This window comes from Faecalibacterium sp. BIOML-A1, assembly GCF_009679715.1.
Classification (GTDB): domain Bacteria; phylum Bacillota; class Clostridia; order Oscillospirales; family Ruminococcaceae; genus Faecalibacterium; species Faecalibacterium taiwanense.
This window is the reverse complement of record NZ_WKZJ01000002.1, coordinates 278,921-293,134: the sequence shown is the minus strand read 5'-3', so window position 1 is coordinate 293,134 and position 14,214 is coordinate 278,921. Positions and strand designations below refer to the sequence as shown.

The window sequence follows — 14,214 nt, the reverse complement described above, 5'->3', positions numbered from 1 at the left end:
GAACCTGCTGCATTTCTATTATATCCTGCTCTGTATAGGCTGTATGTCCCATATCATCCACCATGCGCCCACACCGGCTATAAGGCCCCTGTGGGCTTTTTATTTTTTGGCGGGGTCTTTATCGGGCGTGGAGACGGGAGCGGACTGGGCAGTGTCTGCCGGGCGCTGATTGACTTCCGCAAAAAGCAATTCACGCCCTGCAACATTGCATTCAAGAAAATCTTTATCTTTTAGGATATCAATTTCACTGTGGGAATCTTCAAATGTGCCCAAGCAATACATTGCACAGTCGTTGATTTCATCAAATATTTTGCGAAGTTCTGTATAGTCAAATTGGTAATATTTGTATTTCTCATCAGAACTATTTACGCGGCTTTCCAGCCACATTTTATATTTTCCGTCAATATTTGCGCCAAGAACCGCATAGCCAAGATTTGTTATAAGGCTGTTCAACTCATACGCTTCGGCTTCTATGCTGTCTTTATATCCATGGGTGTAGACATCACCAATAGTATAAAACTCGTCTACAGACACCCCCAAAGCGCTCGCAACCTTGACAGCGATTTCATATTCTATTTTACTATCACGCTTTACTGCATGGTAAAGCGTTGTATATGGGATATTGATTTTTCTACTCAACTCTTTAAGCGAGATTCCCTTTTCTTTTGCCACTTCGCCTATCTTAGCACCAATGCCCATGTAGCTCACTCCTTCACAGTCATAATAGCATATCAAAATAAAATTCGCAATCAGGCATTGACAAAGTGCCCAAATTGGCATATAATCGTATTGCGTAAATGCCAATTTGCGAATTTCTCAAAGAAAGGAGTTTGAAAATGCGATTCAATAAAGTGAAAGCTAAAACGGCGCTTTTGGTCACGGGCAAGACCCAATGCGAGATTGCCGAAAGCCTTGAGTTGTCCCGCCGTTGGGTGAACGCTGCACTCAACGGCGAAAAGAACATCAGTGAGAAAGTGGCACGCCGCATCGCCGCCGCTCTGGGCGTGTCCGTGGACGATTTGAAGGAGGACTAAACCATGTATCAATATTTTCACAAGCTCCGCGTCCGGTTCGCAGAACTGGAAATGAAGCAGGGCGAAGTAGCCAAGCGCGCCAACATGGCCGAAAGCACCTTGACTGCCCGCATGACTGGCCGTTTGCCGTGGAACGGGGACGAGATTGCCCGTGTTGCCAAGGCGCTGGACATCCCCACCGACCAAATCGGCACGTTCTTCTTTGAGGACGCGCCCAAGGAATACCGGAAAAAGGTAGGGTGATAGGGTGGCCCGGAAATATTTTCCGTTCTACTTCACGTTTTACGAGACTGCCCAGACCATGCCGCCGAAACTCCGCGCTGTATTCTATGAAGCTCTTATAGAGTACGGAACCACCGGCACAGAGCCAACTCTTCCAAAGAGTATTGCAGGGTACTGGCCGTTAGTCAAGCCTATGTTGGACGCCGCCAAGTCACATTATGAAGCCGGTACAAACGGCGGCAGACCGTCAAAAAGTGATTCTTTTGGTTTTCCTGATTCTATAACCAATGGTTCATATAAGGAGAAGGAGAAAGAAAAGGATAATGAGAAGGATACCGGAAAAGAAAATCATCAGCGCCCGACCACGCCGCCTGCCGCCTGTGCGCCCCAGAATGGCGCTGGCGGCGGCATGGCAGCGCTAAATAGTAGTTTAGACAATGGCGACCGGGACGCGGCAACGGATGAAGCAAGACGGATATTTTTTGAAAAGATGCAACAGCGCACGGCGTGGCCCGCCGCAGAAGCGGCCCCGCCTGACGCTGAAAAGGAGGAGGGATAAGCAATGGATAACCCGGAAAAAGCATGGCAGGAGCTGAACGAGCAGCGCAGACGAGAGTATAACCACCCTGAGGGAAGCGCCTGCCCTGTCTGCAATGGCAGCGGCCACGTTATGAAAATCTGGTCTGACAGCGAGTATTATCATGGTCTGCTGACCATCTGCCCGGAATGCGGCACTGTCCGCCTGAAAGAGGACGATACCCGCAGAGCAGGCAATGCGCCCCGGTACGGCGATTACATCGACATGACCGACTGGCAGCGGGAGCTGCACCGGAAAGCCTGCGCATTTGCCCAGCACCCGGAAGGGGTGTTTTACATCGGCGGTCAGACCGCCACCGGAAAAAGCCACCTGTGCAGCAAAATTTACTATCACCTGATGGCAAACAATTGCAGCGGCCTGAACTACCAGCCGTGGAAATCGTTTGCCCGGCGCAGCTCCAAAGACTGGCAACTGATCGAGACGGCCAAGGGTTGCAACGTGCTGTGGCTGGATAGCTTTCTGGACGTTGTAAGCAGCCGCGGCACGCCCACGGCTACGGACCTTGACAAGGCGCTTGAAGTGATCGATGCACGGTGCAGCGCCGGGAAGATCACCATTATTTCCAGCTGCTGGACACCGGAACGGCTGGAAGATATCGCGCCCCAGATCGCAAGCCGCATTGAACAGGCCAGCGGCGGCGGGCGGTATTTCCTTGCGGTGCCAGATGGCCGGGAAAACCGGTGGAAGCGTACCGCCTGACCGCTCAAAATTGAGCGCGTTGCATATTTTTAGCGTGCCCTTAGGGCACAGAAAGGAATTTACCATGAATGCATTTATCAGCACTGACCGCGACACCATCCTTGAACGCCTGCAGGGCGAGAAGCTGTTGAACATCGTGCCCGATGAACTGGGCAATGTGCTGCTGGTGTTTGAAAGCGCATACCCAGATGCATCCGACCTGCTGGCCGTGAAGCCCGGCGGCAAGCTCATTGCAACGCTGGCTTGTGACAGCGACGACGACGCAAAGCCTGTGGAGGACTGCCCCCTTGATGCTACCCCCTGCACTGGAAACTGCCCTGACACCACTTACCCGCGCCACCTGTAAGCCCCTACATGACCGCATAAAGAAAGCCGCTCACACTGTACCAGCAGCGTGGGCGGCAGATGGGCGGTAAAGTTTCCAGACAATACCGCCCCCATTATATCAAAAATGGAGGATTTTACAATGCTTGGTTACACTGCGTATCAATTTTCTATCGTGGGCCCGTTCGCTCTGGTCTGTTTCTTTGGTGCCGCTGTGATGTGGTTCAGCGGCATCCGGTGAGGGGGTGGGCCGCATGACAAGGCAAGATTACATCAACGCCATTCTGAAACTGCTGGAAAAAGCCGATTTCCGCCAGCTTCGGCTTGTGTGGGTGCACGCAAGCCACCTGATTGAGAAAGAAGGTGCATCGGCATGAGCGAACGTCGAACCGCCAGCGCGCTGGCATACCTGCACCCGGATTTCTGCTTTATCATGAATGATGATAGCATGGAATGCGCCGGCATCCGCGCCGGGGACATCGTGGCCTTTACTGCCTGCGACCACGCAGAAGACAGCCAGATCGTGGCCGTGCAGACGGACAGTGCCGTGCTGCTGCTTCGCCAGATCTGCAACGGTGAACTGCTGGCAGATGCGCCGCGCAACCGGCGGGAGCATGTTATTCGCTTCGACGAGCTGTCCGGCGCGAAGATCATCGGCAAAGCCGTGGAAGTCCGGCATATTTTTGAATGGGCAAAGAAAGGAACCGACAATGAAGAGGAATGACTTGCGAGCAATGGGGCTGACCCCCGACCAGATCGACACCATCATGACCATGAACGGCGCGGATATCAACCGCGAGAAGGCAAAGGTCGGTCAGCAGACCGACAAAGAGGTGCAGCGCCTGCGGGAATCCTGCATCACCCTGCTGGATCTGCTGGACGACCCGGAAGCCGTGCGCGGCATCCTGCTGCACGCTTCCCGCCTGTACTGTGAGCAGGAGCGCAGGAAGCCGCAGGAGGGCCAGCAGTGAAGGTGAAGATAACTTACACCCCAGAGCAGGAAAACGCCGCACAGGCCACGCTGAACGCCCTGCGCGCAATGTTTCCGGCGGCAAGAGTACATGAAAGCGCGAAGAAAGCCGGGGTTTCTGCCGTGTTTCTGACCGTTACAAAACCGGAAAAGCCGCATAACACCAAGTAAAACAGTTGACTATCCCCCGGGCAAGCGGTATAATAAACCTATAAGGCATAGAGTACCGCCGGGCTGACCGGTTAGCTGTAGAGCGCAGGGAAAAGCAAGCACGCTTTTCTTTGCGCTCTTTTTTGTTTATATTCTCCGCATTTGCGGAGGTGCTCCAAGGGAAAACGCTTCGAGCGGTTCCCTGTGTCTATTTTCCCTGCATTGGCAGGGGCATCACTGTAACGGCCGCAGGCATCAGGCCGGGAAAGGAAATCACCATGACCGACAACAACACCCCGAACACCACCCAGCAGGCAAACACTCCGCCGGAGGGAAACGGCACCGCCGGGAAGATGTTCACCCAGGAAGAAGTAAACTCCATCGTTAAGGATCGTCTGGCACGTGAGAGGGCGAAGGGCCAGACTTCGGGCGCTACCGACAATTCCGCCGCCGAGCTGGACACCGAAAAGGCCCAGCTGGAAGCCGACCGCCAGAAGCTGCAGGACGAGCGCAACGCCTTTGAATGTGAACGCTACTGCAAGGAAAATGGCATTGACCCCAAGCTTGTGGAGCTGATCGGCAACAGCGACCCGGAAGAGTTCAAAGAAAAAACGGAATCTCTGTGGAGCATCTTTGCAAAGTCGCAGAAGAACCAGCCCGGCGCTGTGGCCGTAGTTTCTACCGGTGCACCGCATGGCAGCATGTCGCAGCGCAAAGAACCCGATGGAGCACAGTTTTTCAAGCCCTCAGGAACTTATTGAGAGGTTTTAGAATATGGCAATCAATCTTGTTGAAAAGTATCTCCAGCAGGTGGACGAGCTTTTCAAAAACGAATCGAAGCGCAGCCTTGTGACGAATCAGGACTACAGCTTTGACGGAGCGAACAGTGTCTGCATCTATAAAGTGGGCACCGCCGCAATGAACGACTACGACCGCGCAGGCGTCACCACTGGCAACCGCTACGGCAATCCGGAGACCCTGACCGCTGTGACCGAAACTTACACCCTGCCCAAAGACCGCAGCTTTTCTTTTGTGATCGACCGGCTGGACATGGACGAGACCGGTGCCGTGCTGGAAGCCGCTAAGTGTCTGGCTCGCCAGCAGCGTGAGGTGGTCATTCCGGAGATCGATGCATACACCTACGGCATTATGTGCACGGATGCAGGCACCAAGCCCGACGCTGTGGCCCTGACCGCTACCAACATCTATGACGAGATCTGCAAGGCCAGCGCCGCACTGGATGATGCAGAGGTGCCGGAGACCAACCGCGTTCTTGTGGTATCCCCTGACACCTACCGCATCATGAAGAAGTGCAAGGAGATCGTTCTGGAATCCGATATCGGCCAGAATCTGCGCCTGCAGGGCGTTGTCTCCAATCTGGACGGTGCCGCAGTGCAGAAGGTTCCCGCAAACCGTCTGCCCGCAAAATTTGGCTTTATGCTGTGCCACCCGCTGGCCTGCACGGCCCCTGTGAAGCTGTCCAGTGCCGTTCTGCATGATAACCCGCCGGGCGTGTCCGGCTGGCTGGTGGAGGGCCGCTACAACTACGGCGCGTTCGTCACCGACAACAAGAAAAAGGGCATCTATTATCAGGCCACCACCTGATAAGACATCATCCGGGCGTATGGGGCAACCTGTGCGCCCTTTTTTTGACAGGAGGCGAACCGAACCCATGACCGCAAAAAAGCACCTTAAAATGACCAATCCGGGCGAGGTGCGCAGAGCCATGACCCGCGTTTCCAACATGGTATTGAATGGCGAGATCACCCCGCAGCAGGCAAACGCCCTGATCTACGCAGGCAATGCCGTGTTAAGCTCCATCCGGGCCGACGAACAGGAGCGGCGTTTGACCGAGCTTGAAAGAAAATTGGATGAACTGGAAGGAGTGGCAGACGATGAGTAACCGCATTGACCGGCTGGAAGCCAGGGTTCAGGCATTGAGTGCCCAGACCGCGCCCGCGGTGCTGCTGATTGAGACCGAAAACGGTTCCCAGCGCATGACGGTGAGCCAGTACAACGCCGCCGGTGGTATGCTGGCTATGCCGATCTGGAAGAACCCGGAAGCACTGAATCTGAGGGCCGCGCGGCAGCTGCTTGCAGCCGTGCCCAGCGTAATCAGATAATTTCTTGACACGATAACACACAGGAGGAATAGACGATGGAAAAGCAGCAGAACCCCGATATTGAGCGCAAACGTACATGGTTGAACCGCTACCGGGAAAGCCTTGCCGAACAGCGCCGTATTGCTGAACAGCTGGAAGAAGCCCGCGACCGCTCTACGTCCATCTGCGTAAGCCTGAACCCCGGCAGATCAGCGCCCACCGGCACACACTCCGACCGTACAGCCGACAGCGTGCAGCGTATCACCGCGCTGGAAAGGAAACTGCAGGACGAACAGCAGCGCGGGCAGAACATCGCCACCGAGATCATCAACGCTCTGTACGACCAACGGCAGTTGACCCTGAATCAGATTCGGGTGCTGTGTTGTCAGTATATCGACGGCCTGAACTGTGCACAGACTGCCGACAAAGTGGGGTTAAGTCCAACATCTATTTCGGGCTATAGGAGAACCGCTCTAGCCGCTCTGACTATCCCAGAGGACGTACCAGAAAGCGCAATGTGTGTTAAATAGTGTGTTATAACAAAAGAAAAGAGCCTAGATTTTAACGAATCCAGGCTCTTTTTGATGGAGCTGGTGACAGGAGTTGAACCTGCAACCCACTGATTACAAATCAAGTTTATTTGACGTTTTAACGTGAATAATTATCAATTTGTTAGCTTTCTGTTAGATTATGCATCCCGTGTCAAAACGCTGAAGCTTATGTAAAAATAGCACATTCTATGTCTTTTTACAAGTCGATTATCTTCCGCATTACGAGCTCATACTCTTTCGGGTACACCAGCTTTATTGCCTTCATGTGCTCGTCAAGCACCTGCATCAGACCGCCGAAAGGAACAGAGCTGGCAGCCGCCACAAAGTCGCTTTGTGGTTCCGCTGCTGTGGAGTACGCCGCCCGGTAATCCGTGGGCGGCAATGCCTGGGTCTGCGTTTCAGGTGCCTGCTTTTCTTCCAGCTCGTCCCGCACAGTGCAGAGGGCGGCAAGCTTGTTGACGCTCTGCCAGCTGGTTTCCTCGCACTTGAGCTTGCGGATATGCTCGTTGATCTCGTCAATATCCATGCCTGCCGTCCTCCTTCCTTATGCGTTCCGCAGGATGTCTGCCGCCCGCTTGTAGGCATCACGCTCTGCACCGGTGGCTTCCTGCATCATGTCCTCGATGTCGGAGATCATACGCTCACGGCCATCCGTACGGGAGTAGTGCCCGCGGACATAGTGACGGCCCCGGTTGGCGTAGCTGTTGCCCCGGTTGTAACCGTTTCCGGCATCGCGGCCGAAAGTCCCGCGCATGTCAGCTTCCCACTCGCCTGTTCGGCTGTACTCGCCGCCCTCGCAGTAATCCTCGATGCGGTGGATGTCCAGAATGATGTCCACGATCTCGCCGATCATCTCAACATCGCCCGGAGAGCGGTTCTTTTTGTCGGTCAGCTCCATGAGCTCGTCGCACATCTCATCTTTCAGATGATTCAGTTTATCCAGCATGACTTTATCTCCTTTCTTATGCTACCCGCTCAACGATCAGGTTGCTGTTTGCAATGCTGACTGCCTGCGTACTGGTGTTTTTAACCGCCACAGTCACGCAGCAGCCACGCGGCACCTCGATGAACGCAGCCACGAAAACGTTGAAGTAATTTTCGACCGCCGCCGGGGTGACAATGGCTGTCGCACTGGTCAGCGGCTCACCGCCGACAGCCAGCGCCACAGAAATAGGTCCCACAGTGCCGCCGGTGGGAATGGCGATATTGCCGCCAAAGCTTACCTTGAAGCGGGCCCTGCACTGCCCGCTGGTCAGACCGCGCAAGGTCACAAGGCCGCTTCCCTCACGGTGCACGATGCAAGCAGGGGCTTTCACCGCGGTCTCGGTCAGGGGAAGGTTTTCACCCGCCGCCACGATGACGGTGTTGGAGTTGCTAAATTCAGCCATTTTATCGGCTCCTTTCATAGAAAAGCGCCGGGACTGCTGCCCCGGCGCTCTGGTTTGCAAAATCAGCTCAGGGGCTGAACATTTTGATGTGGGCATTTCCATTTTGGAAACAACCACTCAAAAAGCTGTCGTGATTCAGTTATGCGCAGCTGCCGCAGCCGGTCCCACAGCCATAGTAAATGGCGTTGGGGTTGGGCACCTGATAGGCAGGCACGGGAGCTTTCTGCTGCAGAGTCCCGATGATCTGGTTGGTCTGCGCATTCATCGCGGTGGTCAGGAACGCGCTCTGGCGATCCTGAGAAGCAGCCCGACGCAGCTCGTTGTTCTCGCTCTGCAGGGTGGCGATCTTATCGTTGGTCAGGAAGTCGAGCACCGCGCGGGTGTTGCTGTTCTGATTCTCGATAATGTCCCGGGTGTTGTTGTTCATGGCATTCTGCGTTGCGCAGAAGCCCTGCTGCATCTGGTTCCGGGTGTCGCACTCCTGAGTGGCCAGATTGTAGTTGACTCCCTGGATCGCGGTCTGGGTCTTGCAGCAGCAGTCTGCCAGCTGTGTAGCCAGAGCATTCTGACCCTGCATCAGCGCGATGTTGGTGCCGTTGAAGCCCTGCTGCATGGCGTTGGTGACGCCGTTCAGGCCCTGCTGCACGCCGTTGAAGCCCTGAAGCATCCCGGTGTTCATGGCGTAGAAGCCATCGCACAGGCCGCTTTCCAGCCCATTCAGCTTGTTCATGACGCTCTGATTGTCGAAGCCGCGCTGCAGGTCTGCCTGTGTGACAGCGCTGGTCATATAAGGCGAAGCGCCGCCCATGCCGCCGCCCCAGCCAAAGCCGCCCATGCCGCCCCAGCCGAACATGCCGAAAATCAGAAAGAGGACGATCCAGCCCATCCAGTCGCCTCCCCAGCCGTTGAAGCCGTTGCTGTAGCCGTTGGCGGGCTGCACCGGCATGGTCAGAACCGTGCTATCAGAAGAAAGAGACATAGTTTTACTCCTTTACGTTAGATTTTTAAATTTATTCTAAATGCGGCCGCATTTCAGAATCCGAACATATTTTTCATGCCGTTGAGCATCGGCGCGATCTGCTGCGCCCGCTGCTGAATGGCGTTGAGCTGCTGCTGTGAGAGCTGGCCGGAGGTGAGCATCTGGTTTATCATCTCCTGCGGGTTCTTTCCCTGCATCTGGCCCATAAACTGCTGGAACTGCCCGCCAATGGGATTCTGGGTCTGTCGGCCCATCGAGTTATACAAGCTGCTGCCCATCGTTTAGCCCTCCTTTTCCGGCTCTGGTGCTTCTTGCTTCTCCAACGCCGCCAGCTTTGCCGCCAACTCGTCGAACTCCTTGCGGGTGACATACTCCCCGCCTGCGGCTTGCGTGGCTGCAATCGACGCTTTGGGGCCGCTGGTGCGCTCTTTGTAATCGTAAATGCGAAGAGGGAACGGCCTGCCGTCCTGCCCCACTTCTTTGATGTAGAAGGTATCGGAATCGGCATCCAGTAAAAGCACTCGGCTCCCGTTGGCTACCAGATAGCCCCGGGCAGCCGCTTCGCCCTGTACCCAAATAAAGCCGCTGTCAGTCGGTGCGGTCTGCCCCTGCATTGTCGGCATCATGACGGGCTGGGGCTGGTACTGTGCTGCCCTGAGCTGTTCCAACTGCCCTTGCGGCTGTTGCGGGTAAAACACTTGTGGGTATCCGTTATAGATCGGCATGGATCAGTCCTCCTTGTACCAGTAGTAGATCGGGCATTCTGCGCCGCTGTCCCAGCTGTCCCACCACGCGCCGTCGATCACGGCCAGAACGTGGCCGGAGCAGCCCAGTACATACACGCCGCGCGGATACTCCCGGGCAAAATCTGCCACGGTGTAACAGGTGGTGCAGTCCGCCTCCACCAAACGGCGCTTGAGCCCACGCTTTTGAAGGTATGCGCCCCATGTGCGGTTAGCGCTGGGCATATCGCCGAGGGCGTAGCCGGTGAGCGCCAGCGCAATATATGCTTGCTCCCAGCTCTGACCGGTGGCCGCAGCTACTGCCCGCACTGCGCAGTCCCCGACGCTGCTCCCGCGTGGGTTTGGGTTAAACCTGTGCCACATGGCACCCCCTCCCTTTGCGCCCAGTGTACTTTTTTAAACCGCCGTGAGAGACAACGAACGCACAACGAAGGACAAAAAAGAAAAGCGCCCACACAGCACAGGGCCGTATGAGCGCTCAAGTATTTGCACGCAACGCGTATAAAATTTTCAAAAAAACCTTGACAATTGCACGCAATGCGTGTATGATAAAGACAGTGAAAGACCCCGAACAAACACATGGAGGTAACAATTATGAAAAAGCTTACTGCTGACGAGTTCGCAACTAAGGTTATGGCCACCGGTACCGAAATTGAGTGCGACAACGGCGTTTGGATGATCTACGCGCACCTCACCGATGATGGCGACGTCAAGACCTCTCATCTGGACGCTCGCGACCTGATGGTCACTACCAGCATCGAACTCTCCGATGAAGAGGGTGAGGCACTCATGAACGGCAATCTGGACGACGTTGAGAGACAGGCCATCGTGGAAGATCTTTACCCGAAGTATCTTGAAGCTCTGGAAGATATGGAGTAAAGAAAAGTCCCCAGCCGATGCACAAACATTGACCGGGGAGATTTAAGAAGGAGAAAGGCAATGTACACAGCTGAACTTTTCAATATGGCAACCGACCCGGAAACATCCCGGGCAGCGTTCCTTAACAATGTCACCCTCAGCATCCCGGATGATGCCGACTGGTGCGTAGATCTGGACGCCGAGAAGGCAAGGCTGTCCACCATCTGGGATTTAGCTCATCTTCCAATGCGTGAGCTGGTGGCCCGCACCGGGCTGTCTCAGACCTCTTTCGCAAAGCAGGCGGGCGTCCCGCGGCGCACTGTGCAGGACTGGTGCGGTGAAAAGCGCACGTGCCCTACATACGTCAGATTCCTGTTGGCCGAGCACTTTGGACTGCTGTAAAACAAAAAATCCCCCACTTTGCCTACAGTGTACCCCGCGTGGAACGCAGGGTTTTGGCAAAGCAGGGGATTTTTTATGCCGCCGAAACGGCAAAGTCTAAAATCAAGAGCGGAACCGCCCACAGGCAATGCCGCTCTCTACAAAGGCTGTAGCCTTTCAAACATCCACCCTAATGTGCTTCTTCGAGAGGCCGGGTGGATTTGTTGAGATAATTATACCACAAATCGTGAAAAAAGAAAAGCGGCAGACCCGAAAGCCTGCCGCTTCAATGCGTTTCGTGAGAAATCGCACCCAATTAGGATTATGATATCACACATCCAGCATTTTATCAATAATTTTCAGCCTATTGCCGATTGATGTCCGACAATACGGCACACGCGCTGCAATATCAACTTGGCATAGCTGGTCAACGTACCGCAACCGGGCGATTTTCCGGTCATACCTCCCAAGCGGCGCACGTTTTATCACAGCTTTTATCTGTTCTGCATTAAGCCCTTGCAACGCTGGCGGAAAGACTACACGAGCCGCCGCCACAGGCAGCACCGAGCCAAAAAGGCTGCGGCAGCTGTCCGGCGTTGCGCACCATATTGCCAATGACGGCGAAACGGTGACAAAACGTTACCAGTTTGTTGACATTGCCGAGATGGTATGTTTTCGTAAGGCCACGAAAACGTGCGCAGACCATTTTCGTGATGTCACGAAATTGCTCTTGTGCGGCGAACATCCCGGTGACGTCACCGAGATGACGGTATGTAGTGCTTGCCATGATATCACTCCTTATTGTGAACAATGAGATAACGAATTGCGGAAATTTTGACGATAACGCCATCATTCGGGTTGTTTTGTTGCACACCGCTGAACGCAACGTATTCGCCATTTAGCCACAAAATATTTCCTTCCAACCGCATGAGCCATTTTCCGCTGCCATCGAAATCAGCGGCATGATTATCCAAGTCGATTTCGAGGTAAAAACCATCGTTCTGTTTTGCAAAGTATTTTTGCAGAACAGAAGTGATTTCTTCCGTACTCATGTTTTCGGAATCAGCAATGACTTTAATGTAGTGATAATGAAACATTTTTTGTCTCCTTACTCCTTGCTATCCAAAACGGTTACTGCATACACGCGGAGGTTTTCCAACTTTTCGATAACAGCCATATAAGTTGCTTCCGTTGCGATGTGCGCGATGCGCTCCAGCTCGTTGTTCTCCTTTGATGCAGCGATAATTTCATCCGCAGATATGCGTTTCATGGATTCAATCAGATCGAGCAAATCTTCGATATTTACTGCGTTCATGCGTTATGTCTCCTTACTGCGTAATTTCCTCAGCGTTCGCCTTGTCCTCAGCATCCAGCGCATCGTAGTACGCCTGCGCAAGGGCTTCCACCTCTGCGATGTCGCCCTCCGTCAGCAGGCCACTGTCCAGATGGGTGTACGCCTTGTCCAGCCAGTATGCCACGTCGCGCCCTGCGGAAATCTCCCGTTTGATGGAGCGCAGGGTCAGGTCATGCCGGGCTTTGCTTTTGATAGCCATAGTCAGTCCTCCTTTAGGTCGTTGTCATGGACGCAATGGCGTCCTCAAGATTTTTGACGACGATATTCACATCCCTCTGATACTCCAGCTTGACCCCCGCACCGTCACTCGCCTGCACCACAGTATCAGGGCCGTACACTGTGAGGGCTTTGTAGGCGGCAATTTCGTCAGGGGTGAGCGGGGTTTCGATAGGGGTGGCTAGTATTGCATTCTGCTCAGTCAACGGTTTTGTGGCATCGAAAGCCGCTTTATCCACCCTCTGCACCTTTACATTCTTGCCAAAGTCTACCTCGTCGCACACCCACTGCTGGCCCTGCGAGTCAGTGTAGTTGCCGCCAGAGGTGACAGGGATGCCGGGCAAGCCGTTGGGAGTGGAGAGGGTAAGGAGCTGTTCACGGTAGGGGGAGTAGGCAGTGGATGAATCCAACGACACCATTAACCCACTAAAAGCTGCTTCATCCTCACATTGAATGACCATGTACTTGGATGTCGCAAAAATTTCTGCTTGTCGTTTTGAATCTGCATTTATAGCGCTGGACGGACGAACCACAGAGCCTTTAGTGGGTAGTGCATCTACGACCGCAACACGGAATTTAGTTCCAATTTTGTTTCTCGTAACATAGTATTTAGCTCCTGTAACCACTTGCAAAACACTTGATACATTTCCGACGGCCAAACCAACACTGTCTGCTGCCGAGTTGATAAAATATTGTTGAAACCCCTGTTCATAAAACAGATTCTTCCCCGTCACCTTCACCGCCACGCTCCCGCCGTCGCCTGCGCTCACGATAGGCACAGGCGCATCTGGCGTGGGTGTGCCGTCCTGCGTGCTACGACCGTACACGGTCAGACCACACAGCGGCGCAGGGAAAGCGTCGTCAACGCTGAGCGGGTTGCCTGTCTCACTGCCAGCAAGGACGTTCTGCCGCGCCTTTACTGCGCTGATCGCGTCACCTGTGGCTTTTGCGTCAGCGGCTTCGCCCTCGTGGGTGAGGGTGGTGTCCAGTGCTACGGCAGGGCCGGTCTCGCCTTTAGGGCCTTGAGGGCCTGTCTCACCCTGCGGGCCGACCGGGCCGATGGGGCCGGTGTCGCCCTTGTCACCTTTCTCGCCTTTGAAGTCACCGCTTGCGATACCGTTCTTCAGCTCCTGCAAGCTGTCAGCGGCTTCCTGAGCGCTCTGGTCTGCATTGCCCGCACTGGTGGCAGCTTGCTGCGCGGTGGCCTGTGCATCGGTCTTGGCCTGCTCTGCGGCGGTGGCATCGGCGTGGACGGCATCCACCAGCTGCTGCCATGCAGGGGTGCCCGGCTCCGGCTCTGTGCCGTCCTCTGTGCCGGAGTTGGCACTCACACGATACCGCAGGTCTGCGCTGGTCACGGTCTTGGTGCCGTTGCTGCCCTCAAAGGTGATGCAGCCATTGCCGGGCTGTGCGGTCACGCTGGCGGGCACGTCCACATAGCCGTCCACCAGCGAGGATGCCGGGTCTTTACCGTCCGGGACGTGCCAGAAGCAGCGGATAGCCAGCCCTTCCCACTCGCCGGAAGCGGTGACGGCAAGGCGGTACACGCCCCGGTTCTTGGTGTAGCCAAAGCGCACCAGCTGCTCATAGCCCGGCACTTTGACAGCTCCATTGGATGCGAGAGATACGCTTTGCTCGATCATAA

29 protein-coding genes are annotated in these 14,214 nt (G+C 54.8%); 16 read left to right on the top strand and 13 right to left on the bottom strand.

Annotation, left to right across the window (positions count from 1 at the left end; genetic code table 11):
- Positions 1 to 99 precede the first annotated feature (99 nt).
- Complete coding sequence (locus tag GKG36_RS03800) at positions 100 to 699, bottom strand: helix-turn-helix transcriptional regulator (RefSeq protein WP_173012873.1); 600 nt, start codon at positions 697 to 699, stop codon at positions 100 to 102.
- Between the two features lie 137 nt (positions 700 to 836).
- On the opposite strand from GKG36_RS03800, the gene GKG36_RS03795 reads away from it, so the two are divergent.
- From GKG36_RS03795 to GKG36_RS03735, 14 genes are all read left to right on the top strand, one after another.
- Positions 837 to 1,034, top strand: a complete 198-nt coding sequence (locus GKG36_RS03795) for a helix-turn-helix transcriptional regulator (RefSeq protein WP_173012872.1) — start codon at positions 837 to 839, stop codon at positions 1,032 to 1,034.
- A gap of 3 nt (positions 1,035 to 1,037) precedes the next feature.
- Positions 1,038 to 1,277 carry a DUF739 family protein gene (locus GKG36_RS03790; RefSeq protein WP_154259266.1) on the top strand — a complete coding sequence of 80 codons (240 nt, stop codon included), beginning with the start codon at positions 1,038 to 1,040 and terminating at the stop codon, positions 1,275 to 1,277.
- 4 nt (positions 1,278 to 1,281) lie between these two features.
- Positions 1,282 to 1,815, top strand: a complete 534-nt coding sequence (locus GKG36_RS03785; protein ID WP_347563019.1) for a DUF6291 domain-containing protein — start codon at positions 1,282 to 1,284, stop codon at positions 1,813 to 1,815.
- 3 nt (positions 1,816 to 1,818) lie between these two features.
- The gene (locus GKG36_RS03780) at positions 1,819 to 2,553 is read left to right on the top strand and encodes a hypothetical protein (RefSeq protein WP_154259262.1); all 735 of its coding nucleotides are present in this window, start codon (positions 1,819 to 1,821) and stop codon (positions 2,551 to 2,553) included.
- Between the two features lie 64 nt (positions 2,554 to 2,617).
- Positions 2,618 to 2,899: a hypothetical protein gene (locus tag GKG36_RS03775; RefSeq protein ID WP_154259260.1), complete on the top strand. Its 282-nt coding sequence runs from the start codon at positions 2,618 to 2,620 to the stop codon at positions 2,897 to 2,899.
- 232 nt (positions 2,900 to 3,131) lie between these two features.
- Entirely contained in the window at positions 3,132 to 3,254 is a 123-nt protein-coding gene (locus GKG36_RS14925; RefSeq protein ID WP_279236405.1) for a hypothetical protein, read from the top strand.
- The gene (locus GKG36_RS03770) at positions 3,251 to 3,601 is read left to right on the top strand and encodes a S24 family peptidase (RefSeq protein WP_154259258.1); all 351 of its coding nucleotides are present in this window, start codon (positions 3,251 to 3,253) and stop codon (positions 3,599 to 3,601) included. Before GKG36_RS14925 ends, GKG36_RS03770 begins: the two co-directional genes overlap by 4 nt.
- Positions 3,588 to 3,848: a hypothetical protein gene (locus GKG36_RS03765; protein WP_154259256.1), complete on the top strand. Its 261-nt coding sequence runs from the start codon at positions 3,588 to 3,590 to the stop codon at positions 3,846 to 3,848. Before GKG36_RS03770 ends, GKG36_RS03765 begins: the two co-directional genes overlap by 14 nt.
- Positions 3,845 to 4,018 (top strand): hypothetical protein, encoded by a 174-nt coding sequence (locus GKG36_RS03760; RefSeq protein ID WP_154259254.1) that lies wholly within the window; start codon positions 3,845 to 3,847, stop codon positions 4,016 to 4,018. The genes GKG36_RS03765 and GKG36_RS03760 overlap by 4 nt, the downstream gene beginning before the upstream one ends.
- Before the next feature lie 257 nt (positions 4,019 to 4,275).
- Positions 4,276 to 4,758 carry a DUF4355 domain-containing protein gene (locus tag GKG36_RS03755; protein ID WP_154259252.1) on the top strand — a complete coding sequence of 161 codons (483 nt, stop codon included), beginning with the start codon at positions 4,276 to 4,278 and terminating at the stop codon, positions 4,756 to 4,758.
- A 13-nt stretch (positions 4,759 to 4,771) separates the two neighbouring features.
- Positions 4,772 to 5,602: a hypothetical protein gene (locus GKG36_RS03750; RefSeq protein WP_154259250.1), complete on the top strand. Its 831-nt coding sequence runs from the start codon at positions 4,772 to 4,774 to the stop codon at positions 5,600 to 5,602.
- A 67-nt stretch (positions 5,603 to 5,669) separates the two neighbouring features.
- Positions 5,670 to 5,900 carry a hypothetical protein gene (locus GKG36_RS03745; RefSeq protein ID WP_097776501.1) on the top strand — a complete coding sequence of 77 codons (231 nt, stop codon included), beginning with the start codon at positions 5,670 to 5,672 and terminating at the stop codon, positions 5,898 to 5,900.
- Positions 5,893 to 6,120, top strand: a complete 228-nt coding sequence (locus GKG36_RS03740; RefSeq protein WP_154259248.1) for a hypothetical protein — start codon at positions 5,893 to 5,895, stop codon at positions 6,118 to 6,120. The genes GKG36_RS03745 and GKG36_RS03740 overlap by 8 nt, the downstream gene beginning before the upstream one ends.
- A 35-nt stretch (positions 6,121 to 6,155) precedes the next feature.
- Entirely contained in the window at positions 6,156 to 6,629 is a 474-nt protein-coding gene (locus GKG36_RS03735) for a hypothetical protein (RefSeq protein ID WP_097776499.1), read from the top strand.
- Positions 6,630 to 6,846: 217 nt separating this feature from the next.
- Here GKG36_RS03735 and GKG36_RS03730 read toward each other — a convergent pair whose 3' ends face one another.
- The 7 genes from GKG36_RS03730 to GKG36_RS03700 all read right to left on the bottom strand — a co-directional run bounded on the left by GKG36_RS03730 (position 6,847) and on the right by GKG36_RS03700 (position 10,123).
- Positions 6,847 to 7,176: a hypothetical protein gene (locus tag GKG36_RS03730; RefSeq protein WP_154259246.1), complete on the bottom strand. Its 330-nt coding sequence runs from the start codon at positions 7,174 to 7,176 to the stop codon at positions 6,847 to 6,849.
- 18 nt (positions 7,177 to 7,194) lie between these two features.
- Positions 7,195 to 7,596, bottom strand: a complete 402-nt coding sequence (locus GKG36_RS03725) for a hypothetical protein (RefSeq protein ID WP_154259244.1) — start codon at positions 7,594 to 7,596, stop codon at positions 7,195 to 7,197.
- A gap of 16 nt (positions 7,597 to 7,612) precedes the next feature.
- The gene (locus GKG36_RS03720; protein WP_154259242.1) at positions 7,613 to 8,038 is read right to left on the bottom strand and encodes a hypothetical protein; all 426 of its coding nucleotides are present in this window, start codon (positions 8,036 to 8,038) and stop codon (positions 7,613 to 7,615) included.
- Between the two features lie 139 nt (positions 8,039 to 8,177).
- The gene (locus GKG36_RS03715; protein ID WP_154259240.1) at positions 8,178 to 9,017 is read right to left on the bottom strand and encodes a hypothetical protein; all 840 of its coding nucleotides are present in this window, start codon (positions 9,015 to 9,017) and stop codon (positions 8,178 to 8,180) included.
- Between the two features lie 53 nt (positions 9,018 to 9,070).
- On the bottom strand, positions 9,071 to 9,295 hold the full coding sequence (locus GKG36_RS03710) for a hypothetical protein (RefSeq protein ID WP_154259238.1): 225 nt from the start codon (positions 9,293 to 9,295) through the stop codon (positions 9,071 to 9,073).
- A 3-nt stretch (positions 9,296 to 9,298) separates the two neighbouring features.
- Complete coding sequence (locus tag GKG36_RS03705; protein WP_154259236.1) at positions 9,299 to 9,742, bottom strand: hypothetical protein; 444 nt, start codon at positions 9,740 to 9,742, stop codon at positions 9,299 to 9,301.
- 3 nt (positions 9,743 to 9,745) lie between these two features.
- A complete protein-coding gene (locus GKG36_RS03700; protein ID WP_154259234.1) occupies positions 9,746 to 10,123 on the bottom strand; it encodes a hypothetical protein in 378 nt (125 codons plus the stop codon).
- Positions 10,124 to 10,354: 231 nt separating this feature from the next.
- Here GKG36_RS03700 and GKG36_RS03695 point away from each other — a divergent pair, with 231 nt between their 5' ends.
- A complete protein-coding gene (locus GKG36_RS03695) occupies positions 10,355 to 10,639 on the top strand; it encodes a hypothetical protein (RefSeq protein ID WP_154259232.1) in 285 nt (94 codons plus the stop codon).
- A 60-nt stretch (positions 10,640 to 10,699) separates the two neighbouring features.
- Positions 10,700 to 11,020, top strand: coding sequence for a hypothetical protein (locus GKG36_RS03690; protein WP_154259230.1), 321 nt, complete (start codon positions 10,700 to 10,702; stop codon positions 11,018 to 11,020).
- A gap of 487 nt (positions 11,021 to 11,507) precedes the next feature.
- Here the strand turns inward: GKG36_RS03690 and GKG36_RS03685 are convergent, their stop codons facing one another.
- Genes GKG36_RS03685 through GKG36_RS14665 form a run of 5 tightly spaced genes read right to left on the bottom strand, consistent with a single transcriptional unit; the run spans position 11,508 to position 14,212 of the window.
- Positions 11,508 to 11,786: a hypothetical protein gene (locus tag GKG36_RS03685; RefSeq protein ID WP_154259227.1), complete on the bottom strand. Its 279-nt coding sequence runs from the start codon at positions 11,784 to 11,786 to the stop codon at positions 11,508 to 11,510.
- 4 nt (positions 11,787 to 11,790) lie between these two features.
- A complete protein-coding gene (locus tag GKG36_RS03680) occupies positions 11,791 to 12,096 on the bottom strand; it encodes a hypothetical protein (protein WP_154259225.1) in 306 nt (101 codons plus the stop codon).
- Between the two features lie 11 nt (positions 12,097 to 12,107).
- Positions 12,108 to 12,314, bottom strand: a complete 207-nt coding sequence (locus GKG36_RS03675) for a hypothetical protein (RefSeq protein WP_154259223.1) — start codon at positions 12,312 to 12,314, stop codon at positions 12,108 to 12,110.
- A gap of 13 nt (positions 12,315 to 12,327) precedes the next feature.
- Positions 12,328 to 12,552, bottom strand: a complete 225-nt coding sequence (locus tag GKG36_RS03670; protein WP_154259221.1) for a hypothetical protein — start codon at positions 12,550 to 12,552, stop codon at positions 12,328 to 12,330.
- Between the two features lie 13 nt (positions 12,553 to 12,565).
- On the bottom strand, positions 12,566 to 14,212 hold the full coding sequence (locus GKG36_RS14665) for a collagen-like protein (RefSeq protein ID WP_194167071.1): 1,647 nt from the start codon (positions 14,210 to 14,212) through the stop codon (positions 12,566 to 12,568).
- Positions 14,213 to 14,214: the final 2 nt, after the last annotated feature.